Here is an 18,182-nt window from a genome sequence, read left to right on the forward strand (position 1 = left end):
TCCTAATCGTTGACGGCCCGCAGCATGGCCTTGCGCAGCCACGCCTGCGCCGGGTCCTTGTCGGTCACCGCGCGCCAGGCCATCCGCAGCTGGTAGCTCGGGCTGTCGAAGGGCAGGGGCTCGCAGCGCAGGCCGCTTTGCGCCGACAGCGCCAGTGCCACGTGCTCGGGCACCGTGGCCAGCAGGTCGGTGCCGGCGAGCACGGCGGGCAGACTGCCGAACTGCGGCACCGAGAAGAGCACGTCGCGCTGGCGTCCGAGTTCGCCCAGCGTTTCGTCGACGGTGCCGCACAGGTCGCCGGCATAGGTCACGAGCAGGTGGCGTCGGCGGCAGTAGTCGTCGAGCGACAGCCTGCCGGGCGCGGTGTCGGCGCGGAGCACGGCAAAGCGCGCGGTGCGGACCTTGCGCACCTTCGCATCGGCGGGCAGGTCTTTCAGGAAGGACATCACCGCGCTGACACGGCCCTGGTTGAGGTAGCGCATGGCGTTGCGGTAGCAGACGGTGAGCGTTACGAGCTTGGCGCCGGGCACTTCGGTGCTCAGGGCGCGCAGCAGGCGGGGCAGCATCGCGATCTGCAGGTCGTCGGTCAGGCCGATGCGGAACACCGGCGCGGCGCGCGCCGGTTCGAAGTCGGCCTGCGCGCGGAACGTGGCCTCGATCTGCGCGAGCGCGGGGCCCAGGCCCTGCATCAGGGCGAGCGCCCGCGCGGTCGGTTCCATCACGCGGCCCTGGCGCACCAGCAGCGGATCGCCGGTGAGTTCGCGCAGCCGCGCCAGCGCATGGCTCACCGCGGGCTGGCCGAGGTTCAGCCGCTCGGCGGCGCGACTGACGTGGCGCTCGCGCATGAGCGCGGCCAGCACGGTGAGCAGGTTCAGGTCGATGCGGTTGAGTTCGATGGGTTTCATCGAGGTCCTGGCGTTATCGATGGTGCGCATAGCGACTATCCCGCGAATCGATTTCCTTGATGACGCCGCGGCCTCTAGATTGAAGCAATCGGTCATTCAAGAAAGAAGGAGAGTTGTCATGAGCAGGATGGTTCGCTTCCACGCATTCGGTGGTGCCGAGGTGCTGAAGCTCGAAGAGGTCGCGGTGCCCGCGCCGGGCATTGGCGAGGTGCGCATCGCGGTGCAGGCCATCGGCCTGAACCGGGCCGACGCGTTGTGGCGCGAGAACCTGTACATCGAAGACGCGACGTTGCCGGCGGGGCTGGGCAACGAAGCCGCCGGCGTCATCGAGGCCGTGGGCGAGGGCGTCGAAGGGCTGGGCGTGGGCGACCGGGTCGCGGTGCTGCCGGGGGCGAGTCAGGGGCTGTATCCGACCTACGGCGACCGCATTCTCTTTCCGGCCGCGCACGTGGTGCGGTATCCCGCCAACCTGTCGGCCGCGCAGGCTGCGGGCGCCTACATGGCCTACCTCACGGGCTACTTCCCGATGTTCGAGATCGCACGGCTGCAGCGCGGCCAGGTGATGCTCGTCACCGGGGCGTCATCGGGCACCGGCATCGCGGCGCTGCAGATGGCGCGCGTGGCGGGCATCGTCGCCATCGCGGTCACGCGCACGGCCGCCAAGCGCGACGCGCTGCGGGAAGCGGGCGCGACGCATGTGGTCGTGACGGACGATGAAGACGTGGTTGAGCGCGTGTTGACACTCACCGAGGGCCGCGGTGTGGACCTGGTGTACGACGGCGTGGGCGGCGCGCAGGTCGAGCGGCTCGGCGACGTGGTCGCGCATGGCGGCTGGTATGTGCTGTACGGCCTGTCGGGTGGCGCCGAATTCAGGTTTCCGGTGATTGCGCAGTTCCGCAAGAGCTGGCGCTTCCACGTCTACAAGGTGTTGGAGCACACGGGTGCGGCGACGATGGGGTTGCTGCGTGACGAGGGCGCATTGGGTCGCGCGCTGGCGTTCATCGATGCGGGCCTTGCCGATGGCACGCTGCACGTGCGCATCGACCGGAGCTTCGCGCTCGACGACGTGGTGCAGGCCCATCGCTACCTCGAGCGCGCCGGGCACATCGGCAAGGTCGTGCTCGAGGTCTGACCGGCGCTCAGGCGGCGGACGTCAGTCGGTACCAGGCCACGCCGTCGTCGGCGATGTCGCACGCGATCTCGCCGCGGTGGCGCAGGTAGTTGAGGCAGGCGAGGCTTTCACCGGTGGCCATGCCCAGCAACGGCACGTCGGATTCGGCGATGCTGCGCGCGAACAGGCTCGTGAACACATCGACCGCGCGCTTCGGCGTTTTCAATGCATTGCGCAAGCGGTCGAGCGAGCGCTCCTGTCCGTGCTGCAGCCGGTCGATGCGCGCATGCAGGCCGCGGAAGCACTCGTTGTGCGACGGCAGCACCAGCACGTCGTCGGGCACTTCGCGCTTGAGCTTGGCGAGCGACGCGAGCCAGTCGGCCATCGGGTCGGCATCGGGTTCGACGGGCGAGACCGACACGTTCGACGAGATGCGCGGCAGGATCTGGTCGCCCGAGATCAGCACCTTCAGGTCGGGGCAGTGCAGGCACGCGTGCTCGGGCGAGTGGCCGTTGCCGGTGACGACGCGCCAGTCGTGCGCGCCAATGCGCAGCACCTCGCCGTCGCGCAGGCGCCGGAAGCTGTCGGGCAGTGGGTGGATGTGCTTGCCGAAGTTGCCGAAGCGCGTGCGGTAGGTCTCGATGGCCGCCTCGCCCCAACCGGCGCGCCGGTAGAAGGCGATGGCGTCGTCGGGCGCTTCGCGGCCGGTGTCGGACACCATCACGCGGCACATGAGGTATTCGGAGCGGGTCATCCACAGCCGCACGCCGAACTTGCGCGTGAGCCAGCCGGCCATGCCGACGTGGTCGGGGTGCATGTGCGTCACGAAGACGCGGGTGAGGCCGCGCGTGTCCGGCGAATTGGCGAACAGCTCGCGCCAGACCGCCACGGTTTCCTCGGTGCGCACGCCGGTGTCGACCACGGCCCAGCCGTCGCCGTCGTCCAGCGCCCACAGGTTGATGTGGTCGAGCGAATAGGGCAGCGGCATGCGGATCCAGTGGACCCCGTCGGCGACCTCGATCGACTTGCCGCGTGGCGGAAGCTGTGCAAAGGGATAAACGAGCTTGCCCTTGGCTGCTTCCGCCGACTCTTCCAAACCATCCATCGTGTTTCACCTCCAGAGGGATGAATTGTGAACCCGACCGGCATTCGGCCCGGGTCACTTCGAAGACGATGGACGGCCGCGCTTACTTGCGGCGCGGGCGGGCGGCGCCCGGCGCCGAGGTCTGCGACGGGGCGGCGCCGCCGTCCACGCCCAGCCGGCCGCCGCCGCCCAGGCCCTGGCCGCGCACCGTCTGCGCCTTGTAGTTGCGCAGCGAACGGACCATCTGGTTGAAGGCGTCCATGAAGGCCGCCGCGATCACCTTGCCCTGCGCGGTGTTGGTGTAGCCGCCGATGCCGCCGGCACCGCCGCGGCCACCGAGGCCGCCGAAGCCTGCGAAGTCGGTCTTGGAGGCGCTGCCCTCGGCCGCAGCCACCTGTACGCCCGAGCGGTTGTCGATGAGCGTCAGCAGTGCGCTGGCTTCCTTGGTCTGCAGGCTGGCGCCGACAGCCGCGATGGCGCGGCCACGGCCGCCGCCCACGAGGCCGCCGAGCGCGCCGCCGATGCCGCCGGCGTCGTTGTTGCTGAACACGATCTCGGGCGACAAGCCGTAGTCGGAAGCCACCATCTGGCCGCGACCGAAGTTGCTGCCGCCGCGCATTTCGCCCGATTGCATCAGCGCGCGCTCGCGCGTCATGGCGTTCATGCCGGCCGCGCCGCGCTCCACCACCACGAAGCAGTTCGACTGCTGCACCAGCAGGCGCAGCAGGTTGGCCGTGGGCGGCAGGCGGTATTCACCGGTGAGGATGGTGTACCAGCCGGCATTGACGTTCTCGATCAGCGAGACGGTACCGAGCGGCGAGTCGCAGCGTTCGAGCTGGCTGCTCTCGCCCGAGGTGGCGCCGCCGGCGGCGCTGCCCGTGGCCGTGGTCTTGGCCGCCGGAGCGCCCATCTGCATGTCCATGGTCTGGCAACCGGAAAGCGCGAGCAGGCCCGCGAGTGCGCTGGTGAGAGAGAGTTTGGAAAAAGGCATGTCCCTGTCCGTCAAATGAAAACAATGTGGCGTCCGCCCCACCGGCGGGCGCCGCGCCCGCGCGACGATACGGGTCGCCCGATGCGCGGGCCAGTGTCGAAAGTCACGCGGTCAGGAACATTTATGGCGCTTGTCGGGGGCTTGGTTACAGTCCGAACTCCATTCGCAGGAGTTTTCAGATGGCCACAAAGAAGAGGAATATCGTGGGAGAAGCCGCCGTCGAACTGACGACGCAGCAGGTCGCGCAGGCCCTGGCCATTGCCGGGGCGTCGGGCTACAGCGGCAGCGCCGATCCGTCGTTCGTGGGGGCGGTGCTGGTGGCGCTGGCAGTCAACACGAGTTCCGTCAGCGCAACCATCGACAGTGCGAAGAGCAGGGGCCCCGGCGTCGCCGGCGTGCTGCAGCACTGACCGGCCGGTGGGGCGCCGGCCTCCGGCCTGAACCGGCGCACTTTCAGGTCGTGTAGTCGCCGCTGGCTTCCGGCTGGAACAGCACGGCGATCACGCGCGCGCTGTGTTCGCCGCCGCCGGGCGTCTTCCAGCGCGCGACCGCGCCGGTCTTCTGACCGAGCAGGCCGATGCCGACGGGCGAGAACACCGAGATGAAGCCCGTGGTCGGGTTCGCATCGGCGGGATAGCAGATCACGATCTTCTGCCGCTGTCCGGCGGGCAGGTCTTCGATTTCCACCTGGGTGTACATCGTCACGATGTCCGAGGGCATTTCCCGTGACGGAAGGATGTCGGCCGTGTCGAGCAGATCGACCAGGGCCGGGGGAAGCGGCGTGTCCGCGAATTTGCTGAGACGGACGTAATCGAGTTCGGTGAGCGTGCGCTCCCCGTGAACGGTTGAAAGCATGAAGCACTCCAGATGAACGCAACCCGCCGTTCCAACAGACAGGGTCGCTACCGCGCGGGGTGGTGCCCGGCGGTCAAGGTGTGCGCATCAAGAAGAAGGTAGCGGACCGCCGGGCTCAGGAATGTGCGGACGTGCGTCGGAGGACCGACGTGGCCGCCGCGACGACGGCGCCCACACGACGACCGGCCGCTGCCATGGGCAGGGCTGCGCGCGCAGGGTATCGACGGGGCGAGAGGAGAGCCATGGGGCGCGAGTGTAGGGGATTCTGGCCAGATTGGCCAATTATGGCCCTACGGGTGCAGCGAGGAATTGCCGTGGAATCTCTGGATTCAATCAGTAGAAAGCCCGAATTGAAATCAAGAGCCTGTGATTCGAGACGACGTGAATGAGTGATTGGAAAAGGGTGGGCAAGCGCTCATATTTACCGGATTCTTTGCGAGTTCGATATTTTCCTGACCACCGGGATTTCTCTGTAATTCATCGATGAATAATTTCTTGTGCCGCATCGAATGAGTGATTTCAAATTAATCTTATGGGTTCGAATTCATTGAGAATATTATTTGGTGCATAAGGGGTACGCCTGGGGTTGCTGTTGTTGTCATTCGATCTCAATTGTTTTGACTCTCCCAGAAGCTTGAAAGCTTCAATTGAAGGGGCTTCAGGTCGAACGAAATGGTGGATGCATTTTGTTTGTTCAATATGTCTCATTTGCGCATCCTCTGTTCTTTTGTTTGATTGCCATAAAAGCCCCGAGACATAAGAATTCAGTACGCAAAAGTCTGAGAGACCGATTGCCTTCAATTGCAAGCAATATTGGCTATTTGTTTGCAATAAAAGGTTGATTGCAAATTTTGCGACGTGAATTTCAAATATTGTTAATTGGGGTTTGAATGACAGCATCCACATGGGACTTGTTCTTGTCGTCGTCGCGAGGCCGCGCAGGAGCGGTCCACCCGCTGATCCGCGCGGGCCTGGCCCTGCTTGCCGCAGGCGCCGCGACCGTCGCGTTCGCGCAACCCACCGCTTCGCTGGAGGCGCCGCGCGCACCTGTCGCGGCCCAGGCCGTGACCGTCGTCCTCGCCCAGTCGAAGGTGGTCAAGGGGCCCGACGGCAATGAACAGTTCCAGGACGCGGCCACCATCAAGCCGGGCGACGTCATCGAATACAAGGCCACCTACACCAACAACACGGGCAAGCCGGTCAAGGGGCTGGTGGCGGATCTGCCGATCCCCGAGGGGCTGGAATACCTGCCGCGCAGCGCGAAGCCAGGTGCCAGCCTCGTGAAAGCCGCCACCAAGACCGCCGTCTTCGAGCCCGAGCCGCTCGTTCGCAAACTGCCCGGCGGCAAGACCGAACCCGTTCCCTACAGCGAGTACCGCATGCTGCGCTGGAGCCTGGGCCAGTTGCCCGCAAACGGCAGCCTCGCCGTGAGCGCGCGCGCCAAGGTCGAAACCGTCGCGCCGCCAACGGCTGTGCCTCCCACGCCCGCCACGCCGCCCCCGCGCGGCAAGTAAAGGCCGCGCCGGCCCTCGCGCGCTGCGCGAGGCGAGGGCGCCCGCCTTTTCCATCGATCTCTTGTTTCCGAGTGCCCGTCGGCAGGTACGCGTTCGCCCGTCGAAACGTACCGGCCAGGTTCTTTCGTGTTCCCGTTCATCGACAACAGAGGAGAAAACTACGTGATTCCCACCCAGCCAACCCAACGCGCCAGCGGCTGCAAGCCGTGCGCGCCCTGGGCAGGCGCCGCAGCGTTGACGCTGGGCTTCCTTTTCGGAAGCCCGGCTGCATTTGCCGCGTCGCCGCCCGCCAACACCGTCATCGGCAACCAGGCGACCGCCAGCTATTCGGACGCCGCCGGGACGACCCAGGTCGCGACCTCCAACCTGGTGCAGACCACCGTTCTCCAGGTGGGCTCGTTCACGCTCGATAGCGTCAACCAGGTCACGACGACCATCGTCAACACCAAGTCCGGCGCGGCCGGCGCCACGGTCTATGCGCCGCACGTGCTGACCAACACCGGCAATGGCGTCGACACCTTCGGCCTCACGGTCAAGGCCGATGCGGGCAAGTTCTCGCGTGTCGAGGTCTTCGCCGACGCCGATGGCAACGGGCTGCCCGACAGCACGACGGCGCTCTGCTCGGCGGTCGGCACGGACGTCTGCACGGTGACCCCGGCGCAGAGCGTGCCCGGCAACAACGGTGCGTTCCGTTTCGTCGTGGCCTACACGATCCCGGGCTCGGCCACCGGCGCCGGCAATTTCGATGCCGCAACGATCACCGCCACCCCGGGCACCCCGGCGCTGTACACCGCGCCGAACACCTCGGCGGCCGACAAGGACGAGGTCAAGCTGGCCACCGATGCGGTGTTCAACCTCACCAAGGTCATCGGCACTCCGTCGGTCGCAGCGCCGGGCAACGGCGTCTGGCCGACCGCGCCGGCCAGTGGGCCGAGCTCTTCCGCTGCCTGCACGGCCACGAGCTGGACGGCGGGTCTCGCGTCGAACGCGAACTGCCAGTACTCGGTCTACACCCTCACGTTCAACAACACGGGCGGCGCACCGGGCAAGTTCGCGCTGTCCGACGTGTTGCCTGCAGGTTTGACCTACGTCAGCGGTTCGGCCGTGTGGAGCGGTGCGTCGGGTACGGCGCTGGGTGACGGTGCGGGCGGTGATCCGTCGGGCATCGACTTCCAGGTGACCGGCAACACGCTGAATGCCGTGGTGGCTTCGCTGAGCCCGAACGTGACGCAAACGCTGAGCTTCGTGGTGCTGGTGAACAGCACCGCGGCGGTCGGTACGTCGACCACCACCAACGTGGCCCGCTACAACCCCGCGACCGCGCCGGCCGGCGTGACCGCGGCGTTGATCGGCACGGTCGGTTCGACCTCCAACCCGTCGGCGTACACCGTCCTGGCGCGTTTCGGCATCGTGGTGGGTTCCAACCCGTCCACGGCTGCAACGGCCCTCGACGCGACACCCGGCACACCGAACCCCGCCGGGCAAGATCTGACCACGAGGCAGTTGGCCGTCGCAGGCGGCAGCGTCCGGTTCCCGCAAACCGTGTTCAACACGGGCGGCGCAGCCGATGCCGTGAACTTGTCGATCTCCGCCAGCACCTTCCCGGCTGGCACGAGCTTCCAGTTCTTCGCGGCCGACAGCGGCGCACCGCTACTGGACACGAACGGCGACGGTGTTCCCGACACAGGCCCGATTCCGGCCGGCGTGAGCCTCAACATCGTGACGCAGGTGCAACTGCCACCGGGCACGGTGGGCGGCGCCTACGTGGCCACCGTGCTCGGTCGCTCCGTGAACGACAACACGAAGATCGATGCGACCGAAGACCGCCTCGAGCGCGTGATCGAGACCCTGGTCGACCTGACCAACACGAAGATTGGTACTGGCACCGGCAGCGTCGCCAACGGCGACCTCGGCGCGGGCCCCAGCCCGTTGCCAACGCAGGTTCATGACACGGGCGCCGGCACCGGCACGGTCTTCACGCTGTGGGTGAAGAACCATGACGTGATCGACGCGACCTACAACCTTGCCGCCAGCCAGACGACCGGTTTCCCGGGCGCGCTGCCGGCAGGCTGGACGGTCAAGTTCGTGGCGTTTGGCGGCACCTGTGCATCGCCGGCCATCTCGAACCTCGCGGTCATCGCCGGGGGGCAGCAGGCGGTCGAAGCGTGCGTCACGCCGCCTTCCTCGCAAGCCGCAGTCACTGCAGTGAAGATCTACTTCAAGGTGCAATCCACTGCGGTGGCCTCGACCGGCGGCATCGCTTCCGACGTCAAGACCGACGCCGTGACGGTGACCTCGACGGCCCTTCAGCTGGGCGCCTCGCTCACGCCGAACAACAACGGCCAGGTCGCACCCGGCGGCACCGTGGTGTATGCCCACACGCTGACCAACATCGGTGCCCAGAGCTGCGGCGCGTACACGCTGACCGCCACGGTGCCCGCGGCGGATGCGGCGCAAGGCTGGACCACCACGGTCTACCTCGACGTCACCCGCTACCTCGCTGGCAGCCTGCAGAGCACGGCAGCCGGCGCGGTGCGTCTGTTCCGCATGCCCGGCGATGCCGACTTCAGTTACCGCACCGCCGAAGACGGCGCGGCGATCGAAGTGGCCATCGGCGTGCCCACAGCCCTCGCGCGCAATGCCTCCATCGCCATGCAGTTCGCGGTGCAGGTCAAGGCCGATCACACCGGCGACATCCGCAACACCGCGCACAGCCAGTACAACGACGGCGTCGCGCCCGCCGCGTCGCCGTCGAACACGGTGGTGATCGCGATGGCGCCGCCGCAAGGCCAGGGCCGCATCGGCGTCGCCAAGGCGGCCTCCACGCCGCGCATGCACCGCGGCGCGGACGGCCACCCACGTGCTGCGGCTCGATGCCACCACGCTGCCCGCTGGCGCGCGGCTCGAAGCGCTCGACAACCGCAATGCCGGGCGCCCCGACAGCCGCTTCGTCGATCTCAAGAAGGGCGAATTCCACAAGGCCAACTTCGTCGTCGCCAACTGCGACGCGCCGGCGGTGATGAGCGAGGTCATCGCGCGGCGCGAGGCGATCGCTGCCGTGCCCGACACCGAGGCCGAAGCCCAGGTGCGCATGCGCCTGGACCCCGAAGGCCGGATCGTCCCCGTGGGCGATCGGCGCGCGCTGCCTGCCAGCGGCGAGGTGCGCGCGGGCGGCAGCACCGGCACCAGCACCACGCAGGCCAGCTCGGCGCCGCTGATCGCAATGCCCACTGCACCGGCGTCGCCCAGCAGTTTCATCGGCGGCGCGTCGGGCAGCCAGGGCAGCACGCTCGGCGCGGCGACCGGCGGCGCCGCGGTGGATGGCGCATCCCCCGTGGGCAGCCTCTTCTCCGGCATGCGCGTGTCCCGCGGCATGGCGCAGCCGACCGCTGCTGTAGCGCCGCCGCAAGCCGTCCCCAGCCCCATCGACCTCGAGGCCTTGCTGCCCCGCATCGAAAGCAACGCCCTCGGCTTCATCGACCTGCGCGACGGCGACACCTTGCCCTCGACCTCGCTCAACGTGCGCGTCAAGGGCGAAGCCGGCATGGCGCTGCGCCTGAGCGTCAACGGCCAGGGCGTCGAGGAGCGCCGTGTCGGCAAGAAGACCGAGCAGGCCAGCCGCCGGATCGGCGCCTGGGAATACATCGGCATCGTGCTGCGGCCCGGCGTCAACCGCCTTGTGCTCGAAGCCGTCGATCCGTTCGGCAACGTGCGCGGCGCAGCGCAGCAGATCAGCGTCACCGCGCCCGACAAGCTCGGTGCGATCCACATCGACGTGCCCGCCTCGGCGCAGGCGGACCTGCGCACGCCCGTCGTCGTGAAGGTGCGCCTGACCGACGCGGCCGGCGTGCCCGTGACCGCACGCACGCAGCTCACGCTCGAGACCGACCGCGGCCGCTGGCTCGACGAAGACCTGAACCCCGCCGAGCCCGGCACCCAGGTCTTCATGGACGGCGGCGTGGCCGACTTTCGCCTGCTGCCACCCGGCGAACCCGGTGATGCCCGCCTGCGCGTGACGGCCGCGAGCTTCACGGCCGAGGCGCGTCTGGCGCTGCTGCCCGAGCTGCGCCCGATGATCGGCGTGGGCATCGTCGAAGGCGTGCTCGACTTCACCAAGCGCGGCCAGGTGCCGCTGGGCGCGATGCCCGCGGGCGCGGCCTTCGAGGCCGAGCTGTCCGGCCTGGCCGACGAGGGCAACGACAAGCGCCGTACCGCCGCGCGCGCTGCCTTCTTCTTCAAGGGCGCCGTCAAGGGCGACTACCTGCTCACCGCCGCCTACGACTCCGACAAGACCCGCAAGGACCGCCTGTTCCGCGACATCCGACCCGACGAGTTCTACCCCGTGTACGGCGACTCGTCCGCGAAGGGCTTCGACGCCCAGAGCACGCAGAAGCTCTACGTGCGCATCGACAAGAACCGCTCCTACCTGCTGTACGGCGACTTCAGCACCGCCAGCAGCACCGAGGTGCGCAGCCTGAGCCAGGTCAGCCGCTCGCTCACGGGCCTCAAGCATGTCTACGACGATGGCGAGGTGCGCACCACCACCTACGCCTCGCGCACCGCGCAGACCCAGCAGGTGGAAGAGTTTCGCGCGGTCGGCACCTCGGGCCCGTACTACCTGGGCGCCAGGGGCGGCGAGTTCGTCGAGAACAGCGAGCAGGTCGAGATCGTCGTGCGCGACCGCAACCAGCCCGACCTCGTGCTGCAGCGTTCGACCGTGACGCGCTTCGTCGACTACACCGTCGAGCCGCTCACGCGCCGCCTGCTGTTCACGCGCGCCATCGCGTCGGTCGATGCGAACCTCAACCCGCAGTCGATCCGCGTCACCTACGAGGTCGACGCGGGCGGCCCCAAGTTCACCGTGGCCGGTGCCGACGTGCAGCTCAAGGTGGCCAAGAACCTGCAGGTCGGCGTGGTCGCGGCCATCGACGAGAACCCCGAGAACCGCCGCAAGCTCGGCGCCGTCACCGCCATGGCCCGCCTGGGTGACCACACCACCGTCGCCGGCGAATGGGTGCAGACCGACTCCGACCCCAACGGCAAGGGCAGCGGCGCCCGCGTCGAGTTGCGCCACCAGGGCGAAGACCTGGCCGTGGCCGCGCTCGCGAGCAAGACCAGCACCGGCTTCGACAACCCCGGCGCGAGCTTCTCGGCCGGGCGCACCGAAGCCTCGGCCCGCGCCGAGTACCGGCTCGACGCCGCCACCGCGCTGCGCGGCGAACTGCTCTACGGCCAGGACGCCCTGCGTGAAGGCACCCGCCGCGGCATCACCGCCAGCGTGCAGCGAAAGTTCGGCGAGCAACTGGTGGGCGAGTTCGGCCTGCGCCACGGCCACAACGGCACCGGCCTGGGCAGCGGCTCGGGCTTCGACTACGGCCAGGTCTCCACCTACAGCGGCAACCTGGGCAGCGGCGTGGCCGCCAACAACGTTACCGCGCTCGGTGCGGCGGCCAACGCCGGCACCCAGGCCAACGCCAACGACGACGACCTGACCACCGTGCGCGCCCGCCTGTCGGCGCAGGTGCCGGGCGTGCCGCAAGCCAACGTGTTCGTCGAAGGCGAGCAGGACATCCGCAAGTCCGACCGCCACGTGCTCGCCGTGGGCGGCAACTACGCTGTCACCGACAAGACGCGCCTGTACGGCCGCTACGAACTGGTCTCCAGCCTCTACGGGCCGTACGAGCTGAACGCGGGGCAGTCGAACAACGTGGGCATCCTGGGCATCGAGAGCGCCTACATGGAGGGCGGGCGCGTGTACAGCGAGTACCGCCTGGCCGACAGCCTCGATGGGCGCGCCGCGCAGGCCGCCACGGGCGTGCGCAACACCTTCAGGGTCGACGACCACTGGCGCCTGACCGGCGGCGTCGAGCACACGCGCCAGATCGGCGGGCTGCGCAACAGCGGCAACAACGGCACCGGCCACGCCAGCGGCCTGGCGGGCGACTCCACCGCCATCACCGGCGGCGTGGAATACACCGACGCGCGCATCAAGGCCAGCGGCATCCTCGAAGGCCGCCACGGCGACGACGCGGACACGCGCCTGTTCAGCGCGGGCTTCGGCTTCAAGATCGATCCGTCATGGAGCCTGCTGGCGCGCAGCGTGATGAGCGCCAGCGAAGGGCAGGGCGCCAACGCCGGCAACGCGCACCATCTGGCGCGCCACCAGATCGGCCTGGCCTACCGCCCGGTCGACACCGACAGCTGGAACGCGCTCATGCGCTACGAGCGCCGTTCCGAGCGCGTCACCGGCACCGGCAGTTCGACCGGCGCACTCGACGGCGCCAGCGTCTTCGGTGCGGGCAACGGCAGCGCAGCGCTGCCCGGGCGCACCAGCGCCGACATCGTCTCGGCCCACCTCAACTACAACCCGCGCCCCGGCACCGTCATCAACGGGCGCTACGCCGCCAAGTGGTCGCGCGCCGACGACGGCGTGCTGCGCAGCACCTACTGGGCGCATCTGCTGCAGGCGCGCTACACGCAAGACCTCAACGACAGCTGGGACCTCGGCGTGCAGGCCGGCCTGCTGCGCGGCAAGGGCGGCGGCCTGCAGAAGACCTTGGGCATCGAAGTCGGCTACCAGGTCATGAAGGACCTGTGGGTGTCGGCGGGCTACAACTTCGTGGGCCTGAAGGACCGCGACCTGGCGGCCAACGACTACACGAGCAAGGGCGCGTACATCCGGCTGCGTTTCAAGTTCGACGAGACGGCGCTGGGTGCCGCGTCGGCGGGCGCGGCAGCCCCCGTGAAAGACGAGCGGACCGATCGATGAAGTCGCGGAGGAATGGCCAATGAAAATGCAAAAAACTGATTCGATGCGCTGCGCGACGGCGCTTCGCTGCCTACCCGTGCGGACGCGTGCGATGGCGCTTGCGAGAGGCGTGGCGCACTTCTTTCATGCCTTGCGCGGCGTCGCCTTTCTGGCACTGACCTCGCTCCTGATCGGCACGCAGGCCACGGCTGCGGAGCTATGTATATGGAAGAGCGGGAACTACGGGGAAGTCGCTGTCACCACGGAGGGTGCATGCAGGGTGGAGGACAAGCGCGCATGGGGTACTTATCTCTGGCTGGGAGATTTCAACGCGTGGGAGGCATGCACGTTCAATTTTTCTGTACCGGTGAAGAACCTGAGCATTCGAACTTACGTGCTCAACTGCGGCGATTTTGGGTGCGAGAAGATGGCGGTGTCCGTCAACGGAAACCACTATCCGTTCACTGCGGCGGAGGTCACGACGCCTATCTCCGATCTATCGGCCACAGAGTTTAGGGCCCTTGCGCCGGTAAAAATCGACGCAGACGGCAATCTTGAGGGGGCGGAACTCGCCACTTCGTTCGGTCATGGGGCCTCTGCATGGGCCCTTATTTCGAGAACATCCGTGTCTTCCGTCACGCTCTCGCACGAGCCACTCTACGGTCAGCCGAATGGGTCGGACAACCTGGTGTGCTTCTTCGTGGAAAACCTCCCAGTTCCCCCATTGGCGCTCAAGAAGGAAGCCAGCGCGGCCCCATGGGTCGTCGGCCAGCCCGCCAGCTACACACTCACGCTGACGAACTCGAGTGGCACCGCGACCACTTCCGAAATGGTGGTGACCGACAACGTGCCGTCTTCGCTGACCATCGGCGACCTTCCCCCGTGGTGCAGCCGAGCGGCCCAGGCCGTCAGTTGCCTGGTGCCCGCAGGGCTCACATCGTCCGTGTCCTTCGTCATTCCGGTGACGCCCCTGCCTTCTGCCGTGCCCAGCGTGACCAACATGGCCACGGTATCGAGGGGGGGAGACGCCATGTGCAACGACATGGGGGCGTGCACGAGCACGGTGACCACGCCGGTGGCCCTTACGCCTCCGCCCGTCATCACCTCGACCAAGACGGTCAGCGCCAGTCCGCTGGTGGTGGGGGCGCCCAACCAGTTCTACGCTGTGCTCGTTACCGTGGCCAGCGGCACGACCACGGCGCCGATCTCGGTGATGGACACCTTGCCGCCGGGCGTCACCCTGCGCGGGGCCCCGACATTGGTGGCGGGAACGACCACCGGCGTGCTGAGTGGTTGCCCGACCTCGGGATCGAACACGACCAACTGCAGCGTGGCGGCGGGCATCGCGCCCGGCACCTTCGAAATACGGATTCCTGTGAACGTCGCCGCATCGGCCGTGGGCGCAACGGGCGGCACGAACACGGTGAATCTCAGCGGCGGTGGGGATGTCGCATGTACGACGGCGCCAGCAGAGGCGTGCGATGCGAGCACGCCGGCCACGCGCGTGGTGTCTCAAGCGACGTTGAAACTCGAAAAGATCGCTGATGTGGCGCAGTTCATCATTGCCGAGCCGGCCAGCTACACGCTGAAACTGAGCAGCACCAATGCCGGGATGACGACGGCGAACACTGTCATCACCGACACCTTCCCGGTCTCCTTGACGATCGGCACGCTGCCTTCGGGGTGCAGCAGGGCCGGGCAGGTCGTGACGTGCACGGTGCCTGCGGGCATGGCAACGTCCGCGTCGTTCGTCATCCCGGTGACGCCTCTGCCGGCTGCGAGGCCGCGCGTGATCAACGCGGCAACGGCCGTGGGGGGCGGGGACCCCGCGTGCAACGGTGTCGGTCCATGCGCGAGCACGACAATCGCATCGGTTGCTGGGCCGCGCATCCGGGGATTCAAGTATTCGAGGCCCCACCCATTGATTGTCGGGGCGCCGGGGCAGCTCTACGTGGTCGACGTCGTTGTGGATTTTGCAGCGACCACAGCGCCGCTCGTGCTCGAAGACGTCTTGCCCAAGGGCATCACACTGGCTGGGCCGCCCGTGCTGGTTGCGATCACTACCACGGGTGTCCTGAGCGGTTGTTCCCCCGCCGGCTCCATGGTCGTCCGCTGCAGCGTGGCTGCGGGTGTCATGCCCGGTAGCTTCTCTGTCGAGATTCCTGTGCACGTCGACGCCACGGCCGTCGGGCCGCTGGGTGGTACGAACTCCATCAACCTGAGCGGTGGTGGGGATCCGCTTTGCACCACCTTGCCGAACGAAGCGCTCTGCGATGACTCGACGGGGCCGGTCGCGGTCCTCCTGCCTCCGAAACTTCGCATCGCCAAGGAAGTGATCAGCGGTTCCGGCTCCCATCGCTTCGAATTTGCGCTGTCGGGCCTGAGCGTGGCCCGCGACACCATCACGGTCAGCGCGCCGGGCCGGGGTATCGGTGCGCAGACGATCACCGGCAAGGTGGGCGTGCCGGTCACCATCACCGAAACGTCGCCTGCCGGCTGGCCCGTGAACCCGGTGAGCGCCAGCTGCCGCGACCTGAAGGACGTCATCGCGCCGTCGCCCATTCGCGGGGTGTCGGGTTCGAGCCCGGCCGCAGCGGCCGCGTCGGCGCCGCCGGTGGTGCTGGCCGGCAATGTGCTGAAGATTCCTGCCGAGTGGATGGTGGCCGGTGCGGACCTTGAATGCATCTTCGTCAACAGCGATGCGCATGCCATCACCGGCCGCGTCTTCAGCGACAACGGCAGCGGCGCGGGCGTGCCGAACGACGGCGTGGCCAACGGCGGCGAAGCGGGGCTCGTGGGCGTGCAGATGCGGCTCACCAACTGTGCGGCGGGCGTGTGGTCCACGGCGGTGACCGACGGCTCGGGCCACTACCGCCTGGAGGTGCCGTCGCAGCCTTCGTCGCCGTCCAACGGCGATCCGCTGTGCGTCGAAGAGAGCACGCCGGCGGGCCATCTGTCCACCGGGGCGTCGGTCGGCGCCACGCCGCTGCCTTCCGGCACGGGCGTGGCTGTGGGTGGGCGCACCTACACCTACACGCGCACCGCTGCGGGGGCGCCGGACCACATCGCCTTTGCATGGAACGAGGCCCGGGCCGGCGAGCTGAACTTCGGCGACGTGGCCCTCAACCGCTTCGGCGCCGACAGCGCCCGCACCGGCTCGCCCGGCAGCAGCGTGAGCCACGCGCACACCTTCGTGGCGCAGACCGGCGGGACGGTGAGCTTCGGCGTGGCCGGTGCGGAGGCCACGCCGCCGATCGACGGCTGGAGCGCAAAAATCTACGAAGACCCAGGCTGCACCGGTGCCTTGCAGGCCGGCGCTACGGTGCTCTATCCGCCGGCGGTGCCCAGGCCTGTGACGACAGGGCAGAACCTGTGCGTGGTGGTGCAGGAGTTCATTCCGGCCAGCGCGCTCGCCGGCTACAACGACAAGCGCTCGGTGCAGGCGAGCTTCGTGTTCACGAACGCATCGCCCGCGTTGAGCGCGAGCTACCTCGCGCTCGACACCACGACCGTGTCGAGCACGGCGCTGGAGCTCAAGAAGGAAGTGCGCAACCTGACGAAGAACGGCGACTTCGGACTCAACAACGAAGCCAAGTCGGGTGAGACGCTCGAGTACCGCATCACCTACACCAACAACGGCGCGACGCCGATCAGCGGCCTGACGGTGAGCGACGTCACGCCGGTCTACACCAGCTTCGTCGCCTCGCAGGAAGGCGCGACCCCGGCGACGCTGACCGCTTGCACGAAGCGCACGCCGGCCAATGCCTTGCCTGCGCCGGTCGTGGCGTGCGCGGCCGCACAAGCGCCGGGCGGAATGGGGTCGCTGGACTGGAAGTTCACCGGGCAACTCGCGCCCGGCGGCACGGGCAGCGTGCGATTCAGGGTGACGGTGAACTGAGGGCTTGCGCGCCAGCAGGCGCGCAAGCTGCTGCTATCAGCAGCGTCCCTTTTTCGCCTGGCCGGGCGGGCAGTGGCCGCCGCCGCGGTGGTCGTCGTCATGGTCATAGCGGTCGTGGTCATGGCGACGGTGGTGGCGGTCCTCGCGGCGTTCCTCACGGCGCTCGGCGCGGCGCCAGTCGCCTTCGCGCCAGCGCCAGCCGCCGTCGGCGCGCACCCAGCCCCCCGGGGCGTAGGCGTAGTCGGGGCGGGCCGCCACGTAGTAGCCGGGGCGCCATGCGTAGGCGCGGTCGTTCCACTGCCAATGGCCGGGCACCCAGACCTGGCCGCTGCGCGGCCGTGGCGCGGGCTCGTAGCGCGGTGCGGGCGGCGCGACCTGGATCAGGCCGGGCACGTTGATGTTGACGGACACCTGCGCCACGGCGGGCAAGGTGGCGGCGGCCACGGCGGCGGCCAGAAGAATTCTTGTGAGTTTCATCGTGATGCCCTTGATGGTTGTTATTTGTGAATGCCTGAGCCCAAACAACGCCTGAGCGGCGCGCCGCGTGCACGGGTTTGCCCGGGGCAGGGCAGCACAAGCCGTTAACAAAGAGGGAGTTTTGCACGCACGGCGGGGCCTGCGTGTCGGACAGGCCCGCGAGCGGGCAGGTGGCGGCCGATGTGTGGCGCCAAAGCAAAAGGGGCCGCAAAGCGAAAAGGCCCGTTACCTTGTGAGTAACGGGCCTTCAGCAAATGGTGGCTCCTCGACCTGGGCTCGAACCAGGGACCTACGGATTAACAGTCCGGCGCTCTACCAACTGAGCTATCGAGGAACAAGCCTTCAATTATATTCAATGGAATCGCCGTTCTGAACGGCGACCCTCAATTTTTGCCAATCGAAGTGTGCGGGGCGATTTCTTTCCATCGCTTGGTGCGCGTCTTCGTTCGACGGTCGTCTCACAAATGAAAAGGCCCGCTACCTTGTGAGTAGCGGGCCTTCCAGAGGCCTTGCGGCTTTATTGTGGCTCCTCGACCTGGGCTCGAACCAGGGACCTACGGATTAACAGTCCGGCGCTCTACCAACTGAGCTATCGAGGA

The 18,182-nt window shown here is 67.8% G+C and carries 11 protein-coding genes and 2 tRNA genes; 5 read left to right on the forward strand and 8 right to left on the reverse strand.

From position 1 onward, the window contains the following. Nucleotides 1-2 precede the first annotated feature (2 nt). Entirely contained in the window at nucleotides 3-935 is a 933-nt protein-coding gene (locus tag AC07YS_RS03715; RefSeq protein WP_495273688.1) for a LysR family transcriptional regulator, read from the reverse strand. Nucleotides 936-1,023: 88 nt separating this feature from the next. On the opposite strand from AC07YS_RS03715, the gene AC07YS_RS03720 reads away from it, so the two are divergent. After that, nucleotides 1,024-2,037 carry a zinc-dependent alcohol dehydrogenase family protein gene (locus AC07YS_RS03720; protein WP_495267511.1) on the forward strand — a complete coding sequence of 338 codons (1,014 nt, stop codon included), beginning with the start codon at nucleotides 1,024-1,026 and terminating at the stop codon, nucleotides 2,035-2,037. 7 nt (nucleotides 2,038-2,044) lie between these two features. On the opposite strand, the gene AC07YS_RS03725 is transcribed toward AC07YS_RS03720, so the two are convergent. Continuing rightward, nucleotides 2,045-3,121 (reverse strand): MBL fold metallo-hydrolase, encoded by a 1,077-nt coding sequence (locus AC07YS_RS03725; RefSeq protein ID WP_492727152.1) that lies wholly within the window; start codon nucleotides 3,119-3,121, stop codon nucleotides 2,045-2,047. Nucleotides 3,122-3,203: 82 nt separating this feature from the next. Continuing rightward, complete coding sequence (locus AC07YS_RS03730) at nucleotides 3,204-4,091, reverse strand: CsgG/HfaB family protein (RefSeq protein ID WP_495267512.1); 888 nt, start codon at nucleotides 4,089-4,091, stop codon at nucleotides 3,204-3,206. Nucleotides 4,092-4,270: 179 nt separating this feature from the next. Between AC07YS_RS03730 and AC07YS_RS03735 the strand changes: the two genes are divergently transcribed. Further along, nucleotides 4,271-4,501, forward strand: a complete 231-nt coding sequence (locus AC07YS_RS03735; RefSeq protein ID WP_062472430.1) for a hypothetical protein — start codon at nucleotides 4,271-4,273, stop codon at nucleotides 4,499-4,501. A 43-nt stretch (nucleotides 4,502-4,544) separates the two neighbouring features. Here the strand turns inward: AC07YS_RS03735 and AC07YS_RS03740 are convergent, their stop codons facing one another. After that, nucleotides 4,545-4,946, reverse strand: coding sequence for a GreA/GreB family elongation factor (locus AC07YS_RS03740; RefSeq protein ID WP_062472433.1), 402 nt, complete (start codon nucleotides 4,944-4,946; stop codon nucleotides 4,545-4,547). A 519-nt stretch (nucleotides 4,947-5,465) separates the two neighbouring features. Continuing rightward, nucleotides 5,466-5,852 carry a hypothetical protein gene (locus tag AC07YS_RS03745; RefSeq protein ID WP_495273983.1) on the reverse strand — a complete coding sequence of 129 codons (387 nt, stop codon included), beginning with the start codon at nucleotides 5,850-5,852 and terminating at the stop codon, nucleotides 5,466-5,468. An 11-nt stretch (nucleotides 5,853-5,863) separates the two neighbouring features. On the opposite strand from AC07YS_RS03745, the gene AC07YS_RS03750 reads away from it, so the two are divergent. The 3 genes from AC07YS_RS03750 to AC07YS_RS03760 all read left to right on the forward strand — a co-directional run bounded on the left by AC07YS_RS03750 (nucleotide 5,864) and on the right by AC07YS_RS03760 (nucleotide 17,106). Then, complete coding sequence (locus AC07YS_RS03750) at nucleotides 5,864-6,460, forward strand: hypothetical protein (protein ID WP_491513550.1); 597 nt, start codon at nucleotides 5,864-5,866, stop codon at nucleotides 6,458-6,460. A gap of 126 nt (nucleotides 6,461-6,586) precedes the next feature. Further along, nucleotides 6,587-10,459: a hypothetical protein gene (locus AC07YS_RS03755; protein ID WP_495267513.1), complete on the forward strand. Its 3,873-nt coding sequence runs from the start codon at nucleotides 6,587-6,589 to the stop codon at nucleotides 10,457-10,459. Between the two features lie 2,789 nt (nucleotides 10,460-13,248). Next, nucleotides 13,249-17,106, forward strand: a complete 3,858-nt coding sequence (locus tag AC07YS_RS03760; RefSeq protein ID WP_495267514.1) for a prealbumin-like fold domain-containing protein — start codon at nucleotides 13,249-13,251, stop codon at nucleotides 17,104-17,106. Between the two features lie 36 nt (nucleotides 17,107-17,142). Here the strand turns inward: AC07YS_RS03760 and AC07YS_RS03765 are convergent, their stop codons facing one another. The 3 genes from AC07YS_RS03765 to AC07YS_RS03775 form a co-directional block, all read right to left on the reverse strand. After that, on the reverse strand, nucleotides 17,143-17,583 hold the full coding sequence (locus AC07YS_RS03765) for a YXWGXW repeat-containing protein (RefSeq protein WP_062472450.1): 441 nt from the start codon (nucleotides 17,581-17,583) through the stop codon (nucleotides 17,143-17,145). A 258-nt stretch (nucleotides 17,584-17,841) separates the two neighbouring features. Then, a tRNA-Asn gene (locus AC07YS_RS03770) sits at nucleotides 17,842-17,917 on the reverse strand. Nucleotides 17,918-18,106: 189 nt separating this feature from the next. After that, nucleotides 18,107-18,182 (reverse strand) — tRNA-Asn (locus tag AC07YS_RS03775).

The sequence above is a fragment of the Variovorax sp. GW458-11-26-14-LB1 genome (assembly GCF_059423965.1).

What these genes read in the sequence shown, in the direction of transcription:
- AC07YS_RS03735 (WP_062472430.1), top strand. Translation starts at nt 4,271, where the DNA reads ATGGCCACAAAGAAGAGGAATATCGTGGGAGAAGCCGCCGTCGAACTG.
- AC07YS_RS03745 (WP_495273983.1), bottom strand. Translation starts at nt 5,852, where the DNA reads ATGTGGATGCTGTCATTCAAACCCCAATTAACAATATTTGAAATTCAC.
- AC07YS_RS03725 (WP_492727152.1), bottom strand. Translation starts at nt 3,121, where the DNA reads ATGGATGGTTTGGAAGAGTCGGCGGAAGCAGCCAAGGGCAAGCTCGTT.
- AC07YS_RS03715 (WP_495273688.1), bottom strand. Translation starts at nt 935, where the DNA reads ATGCGCACCATCGATAACGCCAGGACCTCGATGAAACCCATCGAACTC.
- AC07YS_RS03740 (WP_062472433.1), bottom strand. Translation starts at nt 4,946, where the DNA reads ATGCTTTCAACCGTTCACGGGGAGCGCACGCTCACCGAACTCGATTAC.
- AC07YS_RS03720 (WP_495267511.1), top strand. Translation starts at nt 1,024, where the DNA reads ATGAGCAGGATGGTTCGCTTCCACGCATTCGGTGGTGCCGAGGTGCTG.
- AC07YS_RS03760 (WP_495267514.1), top strand. Translation starts at nt 13,249, where the DNA reads ATGAAAATGCAAAAAACTGATTCGATGCGCTGCGCGACGGCGCTTCGC.
- AC07YS_RS03765 (WP_062472450.1), bottom strand. Translation starts at nt 17,583, where the DNA reads ATGAAACTCACAAGAATTCTTCTGGCCGCCGCCGTGGCCGCCGCCACC.
- AC07YS_RS03730 (WP_495267512.1), bottom strand. Translation starts at nt 4,091, where the DNA reads ATGCCTTTTTCCAAACTCTCTCTCACCAGCGCACTCGCGGGCCTGCTC.